This is a genomic window from Streptomyces sp. GbtcB7 (assembly GCF_019091445.1).
GTDB lineage: Bacteria > Actinomycetota > Actinomycetes > Streptomycetales > Streptomycetaceae > Streptomyces > Streptomyces mirabilis.
Window position 1 is genome coordinate 348,689 of sequence record NZ_JAGXJM010000003.1, and the last position, 17,631, is coordinate 366,319.

Sequence of the window (17,631 nt, forward strand, 5' to 3'; positions counted from 1 at the left end):
CCGGCCGTGGATCAGACCGCGACCAGGTCGCAGACGAAGATCAGCGTCTCGCCGGGGCCGATTCGGCCGCCCGCGCCACGGTCGCCGTACGCGAGGTGCGCCGGGATGACCAGCTGGCGACGGCCGCCGACCTTCATGCCCTGCACACCCTGGTCCCAGCCGCTGATGACCTGACCGACACCGAGCTGGAACTCCAGCGGGGTGCCGCGGTTCCAGGAGGCGTCGAACTCCTCGCCGGTGGAGAAGGCCACGCCCACGTAGTGGACCTTGACGAAGTCGCCGGCCTTGGCGACCGGGCCGTCTCCCTCCCAGAGGTCCTTGATCTCGAGGTCCGCCGGGGGCTCGCCGCCCGGGAAGTCGATCTCGGGCTTCTCGATGCTCACGTCTCTAGCTCCTGCTTGTTCGCGTAAAGGCCTTAAAGCAACACCGACAGTCTCACATCCCGCAACGCGTTACATCTTGGCCAGGATGTCCACCGAGAACACCAGGGTGGAGTCCTTCTTGATGCCACTGCCGCTCGGCGGGTTGTTGCCGTAGCCCAGCGCCGGCGGAATGACGATGAGGACGCGGCTGCCCACCTTCTTGCCGGTCAGGCCCTGCGCCCAGCCCTTGACGACCTGCTGCAGCGAGAACGACGCCAGCCGACCGCTGGTGTACGTCGAGTCGAACTCCTTGCCGGTGTCCCAGAGCACGCCCTTGTACTGCACCAGGACGCTGCTGTCCGCCTTGACCTCGTCGCCGTCGCCCTCGAGGACGTAGTTCGCCACGAGCTTCGTCGGGGCCGTCGCCTTCGGCACGTCGATGGAGGGGGCCTTGCCGTCGGTGTTGGTGCCGACCTTCGGGAGGGCGGCGTCGCTCTGTGCGACCTCCTTGCCCTGGGCGGAGCTCTTCGCGTTGAAGGTGTTCTCGATGTCGACGACGAACACCAGCGTGTCGGTGCCCTTGATGCCCCCCTGCGTGTTGCCCTGCGTGCCGTAGCCCCAGGTGGGCGGCACGGACATCTCGACGCGGCTGCCGACCTTCTTGCCCACCAGGCCATAGCGCCAGCCGTCGATGATGCCGCCCTGCGCGAGCTGGATGACCAGCGGCGTCTTACGGTCGTAGGAGTTGTCGAAGACCTTGGCGGTGTCCCAGATCTGGCCGAGGTAGTTGGCCTGGATGTAGTCGTTCTCCGCGACCGTCTTGCCGCCGCCCGCGATGACCGTCTTGACCGCCAGATCCTTCGACGGGGAGCCGCTGCCCTTGGCCACGGTCGGCTTCTCACCGAACTTCGTCCCGGCCGTGATCGCCGGCAGCGGACCGTCGACGATCTTCGGCGGCGGCGCCGCCGAGGCGGACGCGGCGGCCGACGGGGACGGGCTACTGGTGCTGGACTTGGCCTTGTCCGACTTGTCGTCACCGCATCCGGCGAGCGTGACCAGTCCGGCGGGTACGGCAATCATGAGGGAGCGTCGGCGCACGGTGAGGGCCTCTATCGATCGATCTTGGTTGATGGCGTGCGCGCAACTCTACGACGTGAGAAGGGCGCCGTACGGAAAACGTACGGCGCCCCGCGTTGCGTTCCGCCATCACACCCGGAACTCAGCGCTCACATTCCCGCGATCAGCTTCTCCACCCGGTCGTCGACCGAACGGAACGGGTCCTTGCACAACACCGTGCGTTGTGCCTGGTCGTTGAGCTTGAGGTGGACCCAGTCGACGGTGAAATCGCGGCGCTGCTCCTGAGCGCGCCGGATGAAGTCGCCGCGCAGCCGGGCCCGAGTGGTCTGCGGCGGCACGGACTTGCCTTCGAAGATCTTCAAATCGTTGCAGATCCGGGTGGCTTGTCCCTTCCTCTCCAGCAGGTAGTACAGACCACGACGCCGGTGGATGTCGTGATATGCGAGGTCTATCTGCGCGACCCGGGGATGCGACATCGTCATGTTGTGCTTGGCCCGGTACCGCTCGATGAGCTTGTACTTCATCACCCAGTCGATTTCGGTACCGATCCGGTCGAGGTCCTCGGCCTCGATCGCGTCGAGCGTGCGGCCCCACAGTTCGAGCACCTGCTCGACCGTGCCGGTGCGGATGCCGCGGCGCTCGCAGAAGTCCACGGCCTTCTCGAAGTACTCCCGCTGCACTTCCAGCGCGGAGGCCTCCCGGCCGCTGGCCAGACGCACCTTGCGCCGGCCCGTGATGTCGTGACTGACCTCACGGATCGCCCGAATGGGGTTCTCCAGGGTGAGGTCGCGCATGACCGTACCGGCCTCGATCATGCGCAGTACCAGGTCGGTGGCGCCGACCTTGAGGAGCATCGTCGTCTCGGACATGTTCGAGTCACCGACGATGACGTGCAGCCGCCGGTAGCGCTCGGCGTCGGCGTGCGGTTCGTCGCGGGTGTTGATGATCGGCCGGGAGCGGGTCGTCGCCGAGCTGACGCCCTCCCAGATGTGCTCGGCGCGCTGGCTCACGCAGTACACGGCGCCGCGCGGAGTCTGCAGCACCTTGCCGGCACCGCACAGCAGCTGCCGGGTGACCAGGAAGGGAATGAGAATGTCCGCGAGCCGGGAGAACTCCCCGTGCCGGGCCACCAGATAGTTCTCGTGGCACCCGTAGGAGTTGCCCGCCGAGTCGGTGTTGTTCTTGAACAGATAGACGTCGCCCGCGATTCCTTCCTCGTGCAGGCGTCGTTCGGCGTCGACCAGGAGTCCTTCGAGAATGCGCTCGCCGGCCTTGTCGTGGGTGACGAGTTCCGTCACGTTGTCACATTCGGGTGTCGCGTATTCCGGATGTGATCCCACGTCGAGATAGAGGCGGGCACCGTTCCGCAGAAAGACATTGCTGCTGCGGCCCCATGACACGACACGGCGGAAGAGGTACCGCGCCACCTCGTCGGGAGACAGGCGGCGCTGTCCCCTGAACGTACACGTGACGCCGTACTCGTTCTCCAGCCCGAAAATGCGGCGGTCCATGACTGAACATTACGCCCGATCCCCCGAGCTGAAACGGGGTTCGACGGCACGGTTTGGATCATTTTCCGATGAGACCGCAACGACCGCACCGTCCCCGGTAGCTGCGAGGACCCGCCCCGTGGCCAGCAGAACCACCAGTGCGGCGGCACCCGCGGCACCCGGCAGGGCGAAGCCCCACACCGCCCCGCCCCACTCGACGACCGGGCCCGCGAGGCCCGTTCCGACCGACGCGCCCACGGTGAACGTCGTCACAAGCCAGGAGAACGCCTCGGTGACGGTGCCCCTCGGCGCGTGCCGGTCGACGATGATGAAGGCGCAGGCGATGCAGGGCGCCAGGAAGACCCCGGCGAGCGCCGCGAGGGCCGTCATGGCGACCACGCCCGGCATCAGCACGAGTGGCAGATAACACACCGCCAGAAGGGCGACCAGCACCCGCAGTCGCCGCTCGGGCGCTCCGCTCCACCGCCGCGCCCCGTACGCCGTCCCACCGACGAGGGCCCCGAGCCCCACGGCCGCCATCAGCCAGCCGTACACCGCGTCGCCGCCGTGGTCGTCGGCGTACGACACCGCGGCGACCGTGATCGAGCCGAGCGCGATCCCCACGAACAGGAACGCGCCGAGCAGCGCCAGCAGCCCGGGTGAGCGCAACGCGCCGAGCCAGTGCGCCTCGCGCGGTGCCGAACGCCACGCGCGCGAGGGTGGCGAGAGGACCACGGAGAGGGCGCCCAGCACCCCGACGACGTTCAGGATCAGCAGCGCCGCCCGGGCGGACCAGAGCGAGGCACACAGGGTCAGCAGCAACGGTCCGACGGTGAACATGACTTCCTGCGCCACGGCGTCCATCGCGTACGCGGTGTGCACCTGCTCCTCCCGGCGCAGCACGGAGGGCCACAGCGCCCGCAGACCGCCCTCCAGGGGCGGCGTGAAGAGCCCGGCGACGACCACCGAGAGGTACGCCACCGGCAGCGGGTCGGTGCCCGAGAAGGCGAAGACGCCCATCCCGAGGGCCGAGACGAGCGCGGCCGGCAACTGGACGCGCGGCTGCCCGTACAGATCCACGAGCCGCCCGAGCAGCGGCTGCCCCACGGCGTTGCCCACCCCGTAGACGGCCGCGAGCGCACCGGCCAGGCTGTACGTCCCGCCCTCAGCCCGGACGAATAGCACGACGGCGATCGCGGCGGTGGCGTTCGGCAGCCGCCCGGTGAGCGTGCCGGCCAGCAGCCGTGCGGCGTGCCTCGCCCTGAGGATCTCCAGGTATCCCGCAGCCATGTCATGCCCTTCCGGTAGCGCGTGACGCCCGATGGTCATGCACACGAGGTTTTACGTATAACGCCCTGTGTCATACGTACCATGTGCCCAGTCCGCGAGTCCAGACGAAGGAGCAGGTCGCCGGTGGCACGAGGTAGCACCCGCCCGACGAGCCGTGACGTCGCCCAGGCCGCCGGGGTGTCCCAGGCCGCGGTCTCCCTCGTGCTGGGCGACAAGTGGCGCGGCCGGGTCTCCGAGACGACCGCGGAACGCGTCCGCGAGGCCGCCCAGGAGCTCGGCTACCGCCCGAACCTGGCCGCCCGCAACCTCCGCCTGGGCCGCACCCGTACGGTCCTCCTGGTGGTCCCGGCGCTGACCACCGAGTTCTTCGCCGGGGTCTACACCGGCGCGGCCCGCGTCGCGGCGGAACACGGCTTCGGCGTGGTCCTGTACCCCTCCCCCGAGGGCATCGGCCCCGCCCGTGACCCGTTCGGCTCCGCGGCTGCCGCCCTGGACGGCGTCATCGCCTCCTCCATGGCCGCGGACGCCCTGAGCGCCATCCGGGGCGACCAACTCCCCCTGGTGATGCTCGACAGCGACCCCGAGGGCAGCCTGGGCGCGGCGACCGTCAACCTCGACATCACGGACGGCGTACGACAGGTGGCCGAGCACCTCCTGTCCCTGGGCCACCGCCGTTTCCTCCATCTCGCGGCGGACATCCCGTCCTGGACCTTCGAGGTACGCGCCCGGGAACTGGCCGAGCGCCTGTCCGAGGTCCCCGGCACGGACCTCCGCACGACCCGGGCCCCGATCTCCATCGAGGACGCGGTGGCCGCCGCGGGATCGGCCCTGGCCGCCCCCGGCCCCCGCCCCACCGCCCTGGTCTGCGACGACGACAAACTGGCGGCCGGCGCCTACAAGGCCGCCCGCCGCCTGGGCCTGCGCATCCCCGAGGACCTCTCCGTCACGGGCCTGGACGACCTGGCCCTGGCCCAGGCCATCGACCCGGAGCTGACCACCGTCCGCCTGGACGCGGAACGCTTCGGCGAACGCGGCATGGAAGCCCTCCTGGCCGTCCTGGACGGCCGTACCCCACCCACCGACGACATCCCTGTGCAACTGGTCGTACGAGGCTCCACGGCCCCACCGAGCGCCCCATAGACCACTCGCCCCCCGCGCCCGCAGCCGCCGACGCACGAAAGGGGCCGTGCCGGTACATCAAAGCCCGTCGCCTATGCCCGGATCTGGAAACGGCTCCCCATAGGGCAACGTCCGATCCGGCGGCGACGGGCTGATGTACCGGCCCTGCCCCGCCCCACCCACCGGCACCCGGCAGGCAGGGCAAAGACCAACTGTCACTCCTCGTCTTCGGCGTCCTCGGCCTCCGTGGCGGTCTCCGCGCCGCCCTCCTCCAGCAGCCGGCCCAGCTGACGCCCGACGATCCGCCTGAACTTGCGCTGCTGCGGACGCGTACGGTCCAGGACCGCGACCTCCAGGCGCTCCGCGGGGATCTCCCGCTCGCCCCCGTTCGGCTCCCGCGACAGCGACTGCACGGCCAGCTTCAGCGCCTCCGCCAGCGACATCCCGTCCTGGTGGCGCTGGTCCAGGTAACTGCTGATCTGCTCGGCATTGCCACCCACCGCGACGGACCCGTGCTCGTCCACGATGGACCCGTCGTGCGGCAGCCGATAGATCTGGTCGCCTTCGGGGGTGTCCCCCACCTCGGCGACAACGAGCTCCACCTCGTACGGCTTCTCGGCGGCCGAGGAGAAGATCGTGCCCAGCGTCTGTGCGTACACATTCGCCAGACCCCGGGCGGTCACATCATCACGGTCATAGGTGTAACCCCGCAGATCGGCATAGCGCACGCCGCCGATCCGCAGATTCTCGTATTCGTTGTACTTGCCGGCGGCCGCGAAACCGATCCGGTCGTAGATCTCGCTGAACTTGTGCAGCGCACGGGACGGGTTCTCGCCGACGAACACAATGCCGTCGGCGTACTGCAGCACAACGAGGCTGCGACCGCGGGCGATGCCCTTACGGGCGTACTCCGCCCGGTCGGCCATGGCCTGCTGGGGTGAGACATAGAACGGCGTCGACACCGGTTATCCGTCCCTTTCTGTCGAAGTCACTGGGTCACCTTGGCAAAAGGAGCCGGGCTCAGAGCAGAGCGGCCCGCGGACCGTCCGGCTGCTCCAGACGCCGCTCCAGAATCGCGCGAGCGATGTCGGAGGACTCGTCGTCGGTGAGCCTGCGGAAGCCGTCCTCGGTGATCACGGTGACGATCGGGTAGATCCGGCGGGCGACGTCGGGACCACCGGTCGCCGAGTCGTCGTCGGCCGCGTCGTACAGCGCCTGGATGACGAGGGTCGTGGCCTGCTCTTCGGTCAGGTCGTCGCGGTAGAGCTTCTTCATGGCACCGCGCGCGAAGATCGAGCCGGAGCCGGTGGAGGCGTAGCCGTGCTCCTCGGAGCGGCCGCCTGTGACGTCGTAGGAGAAGATGCGGCCCTTGTCGCGGTCCACGTCGAAACCCGCGAAGAGAGGGACCACGGCGAGGCCCTGCATGGCCATGGCGAGGTTGGAACGGATCATGGTGGAGAGCCGGTTCGCCTTGCCCTCCAGGGAGAGCGTGGCGCCCTCGACCTTCTCGAAGTGCTCCAGCTCCAGCTGGAACAGCTTCACCATCTCGACGGCCAGACCGGCCGTACCGGCGATGCCCACCGCCGAGTACTCGTCGGCCGGGAAGACCTTCTCGATGTCGCGCTGAGCGATCATGTTGCCCATGGTGGCCCGGCGGTCGCCGGCGAGGACCACTCCGCCGGGGAACGTGACGGCGACGATGGTCGTGCCGTGCGGGGCCTCGATCACGCCCTGGACGGGCGGTAGCTGCCGCTTGCCCGGCAGCATCTCCGGCTGGTGCTCGGACAGGAAGTCCATGAAGGACGACGAGCCGGGCGTCAGGAAGGCAGCCGGTAGACGCCCGGTGCTACGAGTGTTGGCTTCCACGGGGATCCTTCCAAGTAGGCGGCAGCCCGACGAACAGCGTCGGGATCATCTCCCAACTTGCCGATGGCCGAATTGCAGTTGAAGCACAGTACGCCACGGACCCTACCCGTCTCGTGGCAGTGATCCACATGAACTGCAGGAGCTTTCAAACAGATCACGCAGAGCCCCATTTGAGAGGCGACCATCTCGTCACGCTCGGCTTCGGTGAGGCCGTACTGACGCTTCAGGTGATCCTCGCGCCCCCTGATGGCCCTGCACGCCTTACACCGGGTGGACAGGCCGTCCGACGCCGACGAGTTTCGATGCCACTCGCTATGCGGCTTCACCTCCCCACAGGTTCGGCACAGCTTGTGCCCCGCGGGGACTTCCACCTTCTCGCGCACCGTCTTGCCGAGCGCTTCCCTGCGCCGCCGGTAGTGCGCGGCAGAATATTCCGCCACGCACTCCCGACACCGCACCTGCAGGCCGTCACGCCGGTTGCTGTCGGCAGCGAACGAAGCAAGCGGTAACTCTTGCCCACATCCGGTACACCGCTTCGCTTCGAGCGAGTCCGACATGCCCCTTACTGTCCGCCTTTTTGCACAAATGACCGAACGAAGTCCTCGGCGTTCTCCTCGAGTACGTCGTCGATCTCGTCCAGTACGGAGTCGACGTCGTCGCTCAGCTTCTCCTGGCGCTCCTTGAGGTCCTCGGAGACCTGCGCGTCTTGCGCCGTCTCCTCGACCTCCTCGGTGGAACGCGTCGCCTTCTGCTGTCCGCCGCCGGTGTCCTTGGTCGCCATAACCCTCACCCCGCTCGGTTCGACGTTCTTGATCAGACCCTACAAGCAGGGTCCGACATCGGCCCCGCAGTTGCTACAACGTCCGGGAGCCACCTCGATGATTCCCGGACGTCGCGTCTTTCCACCCCGTTGTGCCGCCCGGGCTCCGATGCCCCTGGCGGCCCGGTCAGCCGCCCGACAGGACCCTGACCAGGTCTTCCGCCGTACGGCAGCGGTCGAGGAGCTCCTTGACGTGATTACGCGTTCCGCGAAGCGGCTCCAGGGTTGGGACGCGCTGGAGCGAGTCCCGGCCCGGCAGATCGAAGATCACCGAGTCCCAGGATGCCGCCGCCACATCGTCCGCGTACTGCTCCAGACAGCGCCCGCGGAAGTACGCACGGGTGTCCTCGGGCGGCTTCGTACGGGCCCGCTCGACGTCTCGCTCGTCCAGGAGCCGCTTCATCTTGCCGCGCGCCGCCAGACGGTTGTACAGGCCCTTCTCGGCCCGTACGTCGGCGTACTGGAGGTCGACCAGGTGCAGCCGTGCCGCGTCCCAGTCGAGGCCGTCACGGCGCCGGTAGCCCTCCATGAGCTCCCGCTTGGCGACCCAGTCGAGCTCCCCTGAGAGGCTCATCGGGTCGTTCTCCAGGCGGTTGAGAGTGTCCTCCCAGCGGGCCAGGACGTCCTTGGTCTGGTCGTCGGCGTCCGCCCCGAAGCGTTCCTCCACGTATTTGCGCGACAGCTCGAAGTACTCCATCTGGAGCTGCACCGCGGTCAGCGTGCGTCCGCTGCGCAGCGTGACGAGCCGCTTCAGCGTGGGGTCGTGCGAGACCTGGTGCAGCGTGCGCACGGGCTGGTCGACGGCCAGGTCGACGGCGATGAAACCGTCCTCGATCATGGACAGGACCAGGGCGGTCGTGCCCAGCTTGAGATAGGTCGAGATCTCCGACAGGTTCGCGTCACCGATGATCACGTGCAGCCTGCGGTACTTCTCGGCGTCCGCGTGCGGCTCGTCGCGGGTGTTGATGATGGGGCGCTTGAGCGTGGTCTCGAGGCCGACCTCGACCTCGAAGTAGTCCGCGCGCTGACTGAGCTGGAAGCCGTGCTCGTGCCCGTCCTGGCCGATACCGACGCGGCCCGCTCCGGTGACGACCTGGCGTGAGACGAAGAACGGCGTGAGGTGGCGCACGATGTCCGAGAAGGGGGTCTCCCGCTTCATCAGGTAGTTCTCGTGCGTGCCGTACGAGGCGCCCTTGTTGTCGGTGTTGTTCTTGTAGAGGTGGATCGGCTGGGCGCCGGGGAGCTGGGCCGCGCGCTCCGCGGCCTCCGCCATGATGCGCTCGCCGGCCTTGTCCCACAGGACGGCGTCCCACGGGTTGGTGACCTCGGGAGCGCTGTACTCCGGGTGCGCGTGGTCCACATACAGCCGTGCGCCATTGGTGAGGATGACATTGGCCAGGCCGATGTCCTCGTCGGTGAGCTGGCTGGAGTCGGCGGCCTCGCGGGCGAGGTCGAAGCCTCGCGCGTCCCGCAGCGGGTTCTCCTCCTCGAAATCCCAGCGGGCGCGGCGCGCCCGGTGCATCGCCGCCGCGTACGCGTTGACGATCTGGGACGAGGTGAGCATGGCATTGGCGTTGGGGTGGCCGGGGACGGAGATCCCGTACTCCGTCTCGATGCCCATTACTCGCCGTACGGTCATGCGGCCCTCCTTGCCCGGCGGCGCCCTCGGTCGGGGGCGCTGCTCAAGTACCGCTGGTGCTCCGGTGCGTGTGCGGTGCCCGTCCCCGCAACGCGCGACTCGGCGGTACGAAAGAGCCTAGAACGCCTCTGCGCTGGTGGGGAGATCATTTGCGTCATTGCTCTGCTCCAACCGTGCCCCGGAAAGCAGTCGGCTGCGGGTACCCGTAGAGGGCACCCGCAGCCGCCCTGTCTTTTACAGGTACTGCCCGGTGTTCGCCACCGTGTCGATGGAGCGTCCGGTGTCCGCGCCCTGCTTTCCGGTGACGAGCGTACGGATGTAAACGATCCGTTCGCCCTTCTTTCCGGAGATTCGGGCCCAGTCGTCCGGGTTGGTGGTGTTCGGCAGGTCCTCGTTCTCCTTGAACTCGTCCACGCACGCCTGGAGGAGGTGGGAGACCCGAAGGCCCTTCTGGTTCTGCTCGAGGAAGGCCTTGATCGCTGCCTTCTTGGCGCGGCCGACGATGTTCTCGATCATGGCGCCCGAGTTGAAGTCCTTGAAGTACAGGACTTCCTTGTCGCCGTTGGCGTAGGTGACCTCGAGGAAGCGGTTCTCCTCGGACTCGGCGTACATCTGTTCCACGGCGGTCTGGATCATGCCGTGGACGGTGGCCGCCCGGTCCCCGCCGTGCTCTCCGAGGTCGTCGGAGTGCAGCGGGAGGCGTTGTGTGAGGTACTTGGCGAAGATGTCCTTGGCGGCCTCGGCGTCCGGGCGCTCGATCTTGATCTTCACATCGAGTCGTCCGGGGCGCAGGATCGCGGGGTCGATCATGTCCTCGCGGTTCGAGGCGCCGATCACGACCACGTTCTCCAGGCCTTCCACGCCATCGATCTCGGCGAGCAGCTGGGGGACGATGGTGTTCTCCACGTCCGAGCTGACGCCCGATCCACGGGTGCGGAAGAGGGACTCCATCTCGTCGAAGAAGACGATGACGGGGGTGCCCTCGCTGGCCTTCTCACGAGCACGCTGGAAGACGAGGCGGATCTGCCGCTCGGTCTCGCCGACGTACTTGTTCAGGAGCTCGGGGCCCTTGATGTTGAGGAAGAAGCTCTTGCCGGTGGCCTGGCCGGTGACCTCGGCGACCTTCTTGGCCAGCGAGTTGGCGACCGCCTTGGCGATGAGCGTCTTGCCGCATCCGGGGGGCCCGTAGAGCAGCACACCCTTGGGCGGCCGCAGTTCGTGCTCCTTGAAGAGGTCGGGGTAGAGGTAGGGGAGCTCGACCGCGTCGCGGATCAGTTCGATCTGGTTTCCCAGGCCGCCGATCTGCTCGTAGCCGATGTCCGGCACCTCTTCGAGGACGAGTTCCTCGACCTCGCTCTTCGGGACAACTTCGTAGACATAGCCGGAACGGGGTTCGAGAAGCAGGGCGTCTCCGGGACGGATGGTGACGTCCAGCAGCGGCTCGGCGAGCCGTACCACCCGTTCCTCGTCGGTGTGCCCCACCACGAGGGCGCGTTCGCCGTCCTCGAGGATCTCCTTGAGGGTGACGATGTCGCCGACGCTCTCGTACTCCATGGCCTCGACCACGTTGAGGGCTTCGTTGAGCATCACTTCCTGGCCGCGCCTGAGCTCTTCGAGCTCCACGCTGGGACTGACGTTCACCCGGAGCTTGCGGCCCCCGGTGAAGATGTCCGCCGTGCCGTCCTCGTTCGCCACGAGGAAGACACCGAAGCCGGCCGGTGGCTGCGCCAGCCGGTCGACCTCTTCCTTGAGGGCCACGATCTGGTCGCGGGCCTCACGGAGCGTGTTGGCGAGCCGCTCGTTCTGTGCGGACACGCCGGCCAGGTTGGTCTGCAGCTCGACGATCCGCTCTTCGAGAATCCTCGTGTGCCGCGGAGAGTCGGCGAGCTTGCGTCGCAGGACGGCGATCTCCTGCTCAAGGTAGGCAACCTGCCCGGCAGGGTCATCGGACCCTCGTCCCGGGCGGATGCCGCGGTTCATGTCGTCGTCGTGGGCTGCCACGGTCCTCACCTCCTCCAAGGGGAGCTGGACGCTTCCAGACCCTACCTGGGTGGGTGTCGATTGAAACCCCTAGATCACAAAGACTGTCGAGGTGTGTCCGATCTTCACCCTTGCGCTCTCCCTCACGCCAGGGGAATACCCACCGAACACGGTCGGGAAGCGGGCGGAGGTAGGGTCGACATGTTCAACACCCGTCAGAGCTGGCCCGATTCCCCAGTCTCCGGATCGCTCGACGCAGGAAACGGCAGGAGAAATGACCGTGCAGCAGGAGGCCCCAGGCGACAGCGAGGCTCTCGAGGTCTGGATCGACCAGGATCTCTGTACCGGAGACGGTATCTGCGCCCAGTACGCGCCGGAGGTCTTCGAGCTGGACATCGACGGTCTGGCCTATGTGAAGAGCGCCGAGGACGAGCTCCTGCAGGCCCCGGGCGCCACAACGCCCGTACCGCTGACGCTTCTGCGGGATGTCGCCGACTCCGCGAAGGAGTGCCCGGGCGACTGCATCCACGTACGTCGAGTTTCGGACAGGGTCGAGGTCTACGGTCCCGACGCGGAGTGACCTGGAAGGCACTCCGCGTCACGACATGTCTCTTTTCTCACATGCTTCTCATGCGTTCTGTGCCCCGGAGGGTGTCGAGCGGATGAACGTGCCGTTCTTCCACTGCCACTTGGCCTGCTCCTTCACGTCCGGGCAGCAACTCGGCACGTCGGCAGAGGAGTAGCCGAGCAGGGTCGCCGTGACGGCGCCGTCACGCACCGCGAAGTCGGTGACGTTGAGGCGGTCCTTCGGGTCGACCAGGGTGGCCACGACGCGGGGCTTCTTGGCTCCCGACCCGCCCTGGGTGAGGACGTAGACGCCGTTGGGCGGGGTGCCGATGCCCGCGTCGCAGCGGACCACGGCCACCGTCTCCGGGCTGCCGTCGCCGTCGAGGTCTCCGGACGCCTTCTTCTGCACGAGGACCTTGAGGGGCCCGCACTCGATCGGGAACGTGACGCCCGCGGGGTCCGGGGGCGCTGTCGCGGCCGGGGCGGACTTGGCCTCGGGGCCGGGCTGGGCCGCCGTCGCGGAGCCGGGCTGGAGGACCGAGGAGAGGGCGACGACTCCGGCCAGGGCGGTGGCCGTGGCGAGCCAGTGGATGGGGCGGGTGTGGGTGTGTGCCAGTTCCGGGACGACGGATTGCTGCACTAGGAGCGTCTCCTGGGAGGGCCGTGACGGTGGGGGTGGGGTGGCCAGCATGGTGCCACACGTCACAGTGAGGTGGAACGGCGGGGTCCGGACTTCTGGCGGCGCGTCAACGCGGCACGTCAACGGAAAGGGCTTGCGGCGGAGTTGCCCACCTGTTCCGCGGCCCCCGCGCGGGAACGCACAGCGGCCGAGCTCCGGAGTGCTTCCGGGAACTCGGCCACAGGTGTGGTGCGTTGAGTACGTCGACGGCGTGCGCGCCGGTCGGGTCAGCGGCCTGAGCCGCCGTCGGCGTTCGGGCCGGAGTAGTCCTCGCCGTAGGCGCCCTTGGCGGGGCGGCGGCGGCGCATGGGCGGCTCGACGCCGTCCGCGAGGCGGCGGGCGGTGAGCAGGAAGCCGGTGTGGCCGATCATCCGGTGATCCGGACGGACCGCCAGGCCCTCCACGTGCCAGTTGCGGATCATCGACTCCCACGCGGTCGGCTCGTTGAAGGAACCGATCTCACGGATGGACTCGACGGTCCGCGCGAGCTGGGTGGTGGTGGCGACGTAGCAGCACAGGATGCCGCCGGGGACCAGTGCCTTGGAGACGGCCTCCAGGCACTCCCAGGGGGCGAGCATGTCGAGGATGACGCGGTCGACATCGGTGTCGGACAGGTTGTCCTGGAGGTCGCCGACGGTGAGCTGCCAGGCGGGGTGCGGGCCGCCGAAGTAGCGCTCCACGTTCTGCTGGGCGATCTCCGCGAAGTCCTCGCGGCGCTCGTAGGAGTGGAGCATGCCCTGGTCGCCGATGGCCCGCAGCAGGAAGCTGCTGAGCGAGCCGGAGCCCACGCCCGCTTCCACGACGCGCGCGCCGGGGAAGATGTCGGCGAAGGCCAGGATCTGCCCCGCGTCCTTGGGGTAGACCACGGCGGCGCCGCGGGGCATGGACAGGACGTAGTCGGGGAGCAGGGGGCGCAGCGCGAGATAGGCGACGTTCCCCGTGGTGCGGACAACGCTGCCCTCGGGAGCGCCGATCAGCTCGTCGTGGGGGAAGGAACCCTTGTGGGTGTGGAAGTTCTTCCCGGCCTCGAGCGTGAACGTGTAGTGGCGGCCCTTGGGGTCGGTCAGCTGAACCTGGTCCCCGACCTTGAAGGGCCCGCGCCTGCGGGCGGCACCGGTCGGTTCGGACATGTGACCAGCCTACCGGTCCCCGCGCGGGGCGCCGACCACGTTCCGGCCGCGCTCAGGACGGGCGGGCCATCGCCTTGACGAAGGCTCGCTCGACGTCTGCCGCCGAGAGGACTCCGTAGATCTCGCCCGAGTCCTCCACCACCAGGTACTCGGTCGCCGGGGTGGCACGGAGGGTGTCCAGGAGGGCCTCGCCGGCGAGCTCCGCGGAGACGCGCATGCCGTCGGTGAGGTCCTGGGCGAGGCCGCTGACGGCGACCCAGGGGCGGCGGTGCTCCGGTACGCCGACGATGGCGGCCTCGCGGACGAGGGAGAGCGGTTCGCCGTCGGCGTCGACGACGACCAGGGCGCGGGCGCCGGCCTCGTTGGCACGGCGCAGCGCCTCCGAGAGAGGGGTGCTGGTCTCGACCGGGACCGCGCGCCGGGTGAGTGAGCGGGCGCGCAGCTCGGGCAGGTGCTCGCGCAGACGGGCCATGCGGAGGCTGTTGCCGGCGCCGGTCCAGATGATCGCGGCGAGGATCGCGGCGAGCAGGGCGTCGGTGACCGTGTCCATGCCGCCGACGTTGTCCTGGGTGGCGCCGAGCGCTCCGGACTGGGTGAGCAGGGGCAGCCCGATCAGTACGGAGACGGCGAGGGCGCGGCCGACCCAGGCGGCGGCGATCGTGCCGCTCATCGGCCTGCCGGTGATCTTCCAGACGACGGCGCGGAGCATGCGGCCGCCGTCCAGGGGCAGGCCGGGGAGCAGATTGAAGGCGGCCACGATGAGGTTGGAGATCATCAGGCCGGCCAGCAGCACGCCGGGCACCGTGCCGGGCTCGACGGCCAGCATGGCGAGGTAGAAGAGGCCCGAGAGGACGAGGGAGAGCAGGGGTCCGACGAAGGACAGCACGAACTCACGGCCCGGGGTCTCGGCCTCCTTCTCGATCTCCGAGACGCCGCCGAAGAACTGCAGCTGGATCCGGCGCACCGGCAGTTTGAAGCGCAGGGCGGCGACGGTGTGGGCCAGCTCGTGGACGAGGACGGAGGCGTAGAAGGCGACCGCGAAGAAGAGGGACACGAGGTAGCGCAGGGCGCCGAGTTCGGGCAGCACGCGGTCGAGCTGGCCGCCGAACACCCAGGTGATCAGCGCGGCCACGAGGAACCAGCTGGGCGCCACGTACACCGGGACGCCGAACGGCCGCCCCATCAGCAGCCCGCCACCGGGTTCCCGGCCGCGTCGCGGGGGCTGCGCCTTGCCGGTACCGGTGCCGGTTCCGGAGTGGGCGAGGGTTCGGGGGTGTTCGGGCTCGGGGTGCGGGTGGGCTCCGGCGGAGGAACCGTGGGGCGCGTCCTGGGCGGACGACCCGGCCTCGTCCGAGGAACCGGAACCGGCGGGTGCCTCGGCCTGGTCCGAGGAAGCGCCGGTCACCTCGGCCCCGTCCTCGGCCCCGCTCGAAGGGTCGCTGTGCGTCGCGGCCCCGCGGGCGGAGTCGGTGGGGTCGTGGGGTCGGTCGGGGGACGGGGCGGCCTCGGAGGTGCCCGGGGCTGCCGTGGGTGGTGTCGGCCCGGTGGGGTGCTCGGGGCGCTCCGGTCCGGAGCGCGCGGCCTCCGCGGCCGGGGCCGAGGAGGCCCGCTGCTCCCCGTGGCGCTCGGTCGCTTCGTCGGTGCCGGACCGCGGCTGCCCGCTCCCGCCGCTCTCGTCCACGATGTCCCCTCGTTCGAAGCGTCTCCCGCTCCCGATCATGCGAAGCAGGAGGGTCTGGGTCGATGGTATGCGTCCGTCGCGACGCGTTCCGCCCCGGCACCCCCTCTGTTTTCCGCTCCGTCGCACAAGCGCGCACAAGCCCCGACCGTGCACTCACTGTCAGTGGCGGGCCGTAAGGTCTGTGGACATGGAAACCAGCACCGGGGGCGCCTTGCCGCCCGAGCCGACCGAAGCCGTCACGGCCGAAGCCGCCGTGGCCGAAGCCGCCGTGGCCGAAGCCGCCGTGGCCGAAGCGACGGACGCGGCGGCGGTTCCCGCGGCCCGCCCGGCCCTGCCTCCGAGCTCGCTGTCGCCCTCACGGGCGGGCGACTTCATGCAGTGCCCGTTGCTCTACCGGTTCCGGGTGATCGACAGACTCCCCGAGAAGCCGAGCGAGGCGGCCACCCGCGGCACGCTGGTCCACGCGGTGCTGGAGCGCCTTTTCGACGCCCCGGCGGCGGAGCGGACGGCTCCGCGCGCCAAGTCACTCATTCCGGGGCAGTGGGACCGGCTGCGCGAGACGCGGCCGGAGGTCGTGGAGCTGTTCGCCGACGATCCCGAGGGCGAGCGGTTGACGCGCTGGCTCGGCGAGGCGGAGCAGCTGGTGGAGCGCTGGTTCAGTCTCGAGGACCCGACGCGGCTGGAGCCCGCCGAGCGTGAGCTGTCCGTCGAGGCCCGACTCGACTCCGGGCTGAAGCTGCGCGGCATCATCGACCGCGTCGACGTGGCCCCGACGGGTGAGGTCCGGATCGTCGACTACAAGACGGGCAAGGCGCCGCGGCCGGAGTACGCCGAGGGTGCGCTGTTCCAGATGAAGTTCTACGCCCTGGTGGTGTGGCGGCTGAAGCAGGTGGTCCCGCGCCGGCTCCAGCTCGTCTACCTCGGCAGCGGCGACGTGGTGACGTACGACCCGATGATCGAGGACCTGGAGCGGGTCGAGCGCAAACTGCTCGCTTTGTGGGAGGCGATCCAGCAGGCTACCGAGACGGGCGACTGGCGACCGAGGCCCACCAAGCTCTGCGGCTGGTGCGACCACCAAGCGGTATGTCCGGAATTCGGCGGTACTCCCCCGCCCTACCCGCTGCCGGTCAGGGCGCCGGATTCCGCCGTCACCGAGCAGGGCAGAATGGGGCGGGACTAGGGCCTGTCCGGCGCGTTTTTCAGCTCCGGCCTGGTCCGCCGGACAGACTCCAAGGAGACTTGCGTGGCCATCCGCGTCCTACTGGTCGACGACCAGCCGCTGCTGCGTACCGGCTTCCGGATGATTCTGGAGGCGGAGCAGGACATCGCGGTCGTCGGCGAGGCCGGTGACGGTCTGCAGGCACTGGATCAGGTACGTGCGCTGCAGCCCGATGTGGTTCTGATGGACATCCGTATGCCAAGGATGGACGGGGTGGAGGCGACCCGGCAGATCACCGGTCCGGGGCGGGACGGGCCGGCCAAGGTGCTCGTCCTGACGACCTTCGACCTCGACGAGTACGTGGTGGAGGCGCTGCGCGCCGGGGCCAGCGGCTTCCTCCTCAAGGACGCGCCGGCCAATGAGCTGGTGCAGGCGATCCGGGTGGTCGCCGCGGGCGAGGCGATGCTCGCGCCGAGCATCACCCGTCGGCTTCTCGACAAGTACGCGGGTCATCTGCCGTCGGGCGACGAGCCGGTGCCCGACACACTGCACACCCTGACCGAGCGCGAGGTCGAGGTGCTGAAGCTGGTGGCGCGCGGCCTGTCGAACGCGGAGATCGCCGCCGACCTGTTCGTCAGCGAGACCACCGTCAAGACGCATGTGGGCCACGTGCTCACCAAGTTGGGGCTGCGCGACCGGGTGCAGGCCGCGGTGTACGCGTACGAGAGCGGGTTGGTGCGCCCGGGCGCACAGCAGTGACCCCCGGACCCCG

The 17,631-nt window shown here is 69.0% G+C and carries 17 protein-coding genes; 4 read left to right on the forward strand and 13 right to left on the reverse strand.

Features of this window, described 5'->3' with window-relative positions:
* Positions 1-11 precede the first annotated feature (11 nt).
* The 4 genes from KVT44_RS06930 to KVT44_RS06945 all read right to left on the reverse strand — a co-directional run bounded on the left by KVT44_RS06930 (position 12) and on the right by KVT44_RS06945 (position 4,219).
* Positions 12-383 carry an FKBP-type peptidyl-prolyl cis-trans isomerase gene (locus tag KVT44_RS06930; protein WP_099923563.1) on the reverse strand — a complete coding sequence of 124 codons (372 nt, stop codon included), beginning with the start codon at positions 381-383 and terminating at the stop codon, positions 12-14.
* A gap of 69 nt (positions 384-452) precedes the next feature.
* On the reverse strand, positions 453-1,460 hold the full coding sequence (locus KVT44_RS06935) for an FKBP-type peptidyl-prolyl cis-trans isomerase (RefSeq protein ID WP_217566405.1): 1,008 nt from the start codon (positions 1,458-1,460) through the stop codon (positions 453-455).
* Positions 1,461-1,588: 128 nt separating this feature from the next.
* On the reverse strand, positions 1,589-2,950 hold the full coding sequence (pafA, locus tag KVT44_RS06940) for a Pup--protein ligase (RefSeq protein ID WP_054231169.1): 1,362 nt from the start codon (positions 2,948-2,950) through the stop codon (positions 1,589-1,591).
* A 9-nt stretch (positions 2,951-2,959) separates the two neighbouring features.
* Positions 2,960-4,219 (reverse strand): MFS transporter, encoded by a 1,260-nt coding sequence (locus tag KVT44_RS06945; RefSeq protein ID WP_217566406.1) that lies wholly within the window; start codon positions 4,217-4,219, stop codon positions 2,960-2,962.
* Positions 4,220-4,342: 123 nt separating this feature from the next.
* Between KVT44_RS06945 and KVT44_RS06950 the strand changes: the two genes are divergently transcribed.
* Positions 4,343-5,359, forward strand: coding sequence for a LacI family DNA-binding transcriptional regulator (locus KVT44_RS06950; protein ID WP_229888906.1), 1,017 nt, complete (start codon positions 4,343-4,345; stop codon positions 5,357-5,359).
* Between the two features lie 194 nt (positions 5,360-5,553).
* On the opposite strand, the gene prcA is transcribed toward KVT44_RS06950, so the two are convergent.
* The 6 genes from prcA to arc form a co-directional block, all read right to left on the reverse strand.
* Positions 5,554-6,300, reverse strand: a complete 747-nt coding sequence (prcA, locus tag KVT44_RS06955) for a proteasome subunit alpha (protein WP_099923561.1) — start codon at positions 6,298-6,300, stop codon at positions 5,554-5,556.
* A 58-nt stretch (positions 6,301-6,358) separates the two neighbouring features.
* Positions 6,359-7,204, reverse strand: coding sequence for a proteasome subunit beta (gene prcB, locus KVT44_RS06960; protein ID WP_099923560.1), 846 nt, complete (start codon positions 7,202-7,204; stop codon positions 6,359-6,361).
* Positions 7,156-7,761 carry an endonuclease VII domain-containing protein gene (locus tag KVT44_RS06965; RefSeq protein WP_217566407.1) on the reverse strand — a complete coding sequence of 202 codons (606 nt, stop codon included), beginning with the start codon at positions 7,759-7,761 and terminating at the stop codon, positions 7,156-7,158. Before KVT44_RS06965 ends, prcB begins: the two co-directional genes overlap by 49 nt.
* Before the next feature lie 5 nt (positions 7,762-7,766).
* Entirely contained in the window at positions 7,767-7,985 is a 219-nt protein-coding gene (locus KVT44_RS06970; protein ID WP_075027689.1) for a ubiquitin-like protein Pup, read from the reverse strand.
* A gap of 166 nt (positions 7,986-8,151) precedes the next feature.
* Positions 8,152-9,663, reverse strand: a complete 1,512-nt coding sequence (gene dop / locus KVT44_RS06975) for a depupylase/deamidase Dop (protein WP_343323942.1) — start codon at positions 9,661-9,663, stop codon at positions 8,152-8,154.
* 234 nt (positions 9,664-9,897) lie between these two features.
* On the reverse strand, positions 9,898-11,664 hold the full coding sequence (arc, locus tag KVT44_RS06980) for a proteasome ATPase (protein WP_099923559.1): 1,767 nt from the start codon (positions 11,662-11,664) through the stop codon (positions 9,898-9,900).
* A gap of 253 nt (positions 11,665-11,917) precedes the next feature.
* Here arc and KVT44_RS06985 point away from each other — a divergent pair, with 253 nt between their 5' ends.
* Entirely contained in the window at positions 11,918-12,223 is a 306-nt protein-coding gene (locus tag KVT44_RS06985; protein WP_054231162.1) for a ferredoxin, read from the forward strand.
* A 48-nt stretch (positions 12,224-12,271) separates the two neighbouring features.
* Here KVT44_RS06985 and KVT44_RS06990 read toward each other — a convergent pair whose 3' ends face one another.
* The 3 genes from KVT44_RS06990 to KVT44_RS07000 form a co-directional block, all read right to left on the reverse strand.
* Positions 12,272-12,850, reverse strand: a complete 579-nt coding sequence (locus KVT44_RS06990) for a hypothetical protein (protein ID WP_099923558.1) — start codon at positions 12,848-12,850, stop codon at positions 12,272-12,274.
* Between the two features lie 266 nt (positions 12,851-13,116).
* The gene (locus KVT44_RS06995; RefSeq protein ID WP_054231160.1) at positions 13,117-14,019 is read right to left on the reverse strand and encodes a tRNA (adenine-N1)-methyltransferase; all 903 of its coding nucleotides are present in this window, start codon (positions 14,017-14,019) and stop codon (positions 13,117-13,119) included.
* Positions 14,020-14,071: 52 nt separating this feature from the next.
* Positions 14,072-15,700: a site-2 protease family protein gene (locus KVT44_RS07000; protein ID WP_217566408.1), complete on the reverse strand. Its 1,629-nt coding sequence runs from the start codon at positions 15,698-15,700 to the stop codon at positions 14,072-14,074.
* A gap of 187 nt (positions 15,701-15,887) precedes the next feature.
* Between KVT44_RS07000 and KVT44_RS07005 the strand changes: the two genes are divergently transcribed.
* Together KVT44_RS07005 and KVT44_RS07010 are read left to right on the forward strand one after the other, a co-directional pair.
* A complete protein-coding gene (locus tag KVT44_RS07005) occupies positions 15,888-16,880 on the forward strand; it encodes a RecB family exonuclease (protein WP_217566409.1) in 993 nt (330 codons plus the stop codon).
* A 63-nt stretch (positions 16,881-16,943) separates the two neighbouring features.
* Positions 16,944-17,618 (forward strand): response regulator transcription factor, encoded by a 675-nt coding sequence (locus KVT44_RS07010; RefSeq protein WP_075027695.1) that lies wholly within the window; start codon positions 16,944-16,946, stop codon positions 17,616-17,618.
* Positions 17,619-17,631 lie beyond the last annotated feature (13 nt).

Excerpts from the sequence above, each read along its gene's own strand:
- pafA (WP_054231169.1), bottom strand. The coding sequence starts at position 2,950 with ATGGACCGCCGCATTTTCGGGCTGGAGAACGAGTACGGCGTCACGTGT.
- KVT44_RS06945 (WP_217566406.1), bottom strand. The coding sequence starts at position 4,219 with ATGGCTGCGGGATACCTGGAGATCCTCAGGGCGAGGCACGCCGCACGG.
- KVT44_RS06965 (WP_217566407.1), bottom strand. The coding sequence starts at position 7,761 with ATGTCGGACTCGCTCGAAGCGAAGCGGTGTACCGGATGTGGGCAAGAG.
- KVT44_RS06970 (WP_075027689.1), bottom strand. The coding sequence starts at position 7,985 with ATGGCGACCAAGGACACCGGCGGCGGACAGCAGAAGGCGACGCGTTCC.
- dop (WP_343323942.1), bottom strand. The coding sequence starts at position 9,663 with ATGACCGTACGGCGAGTAATGGGCATCGAGACGGAGTACGGGATCTCC.
- KVT44_RS06985 (WP_054231162.1), top strand. The coding sequence starts at position 11,918 with ATGACCGTGCAGCAGGAGGCCCCAGGCGACAGCGAGGCTCTCGAGGTC.
- KVT44_RS06995 (WP_054231160.1), bottom strand. The coding sequence starts at position 14,019 with ATGTCCGAACCGACCGGTGCCGCCCGCAGGCGCGGGCCCTTCAAGGTC.
- KVT44_RS07005 (WP_217566409.1), top strand. The coding sequence starts at position 15,888 with ATGGAAACCAGCACCGGGGGCGCCTTGCCGCCCGAGCCGACCGAAGCC.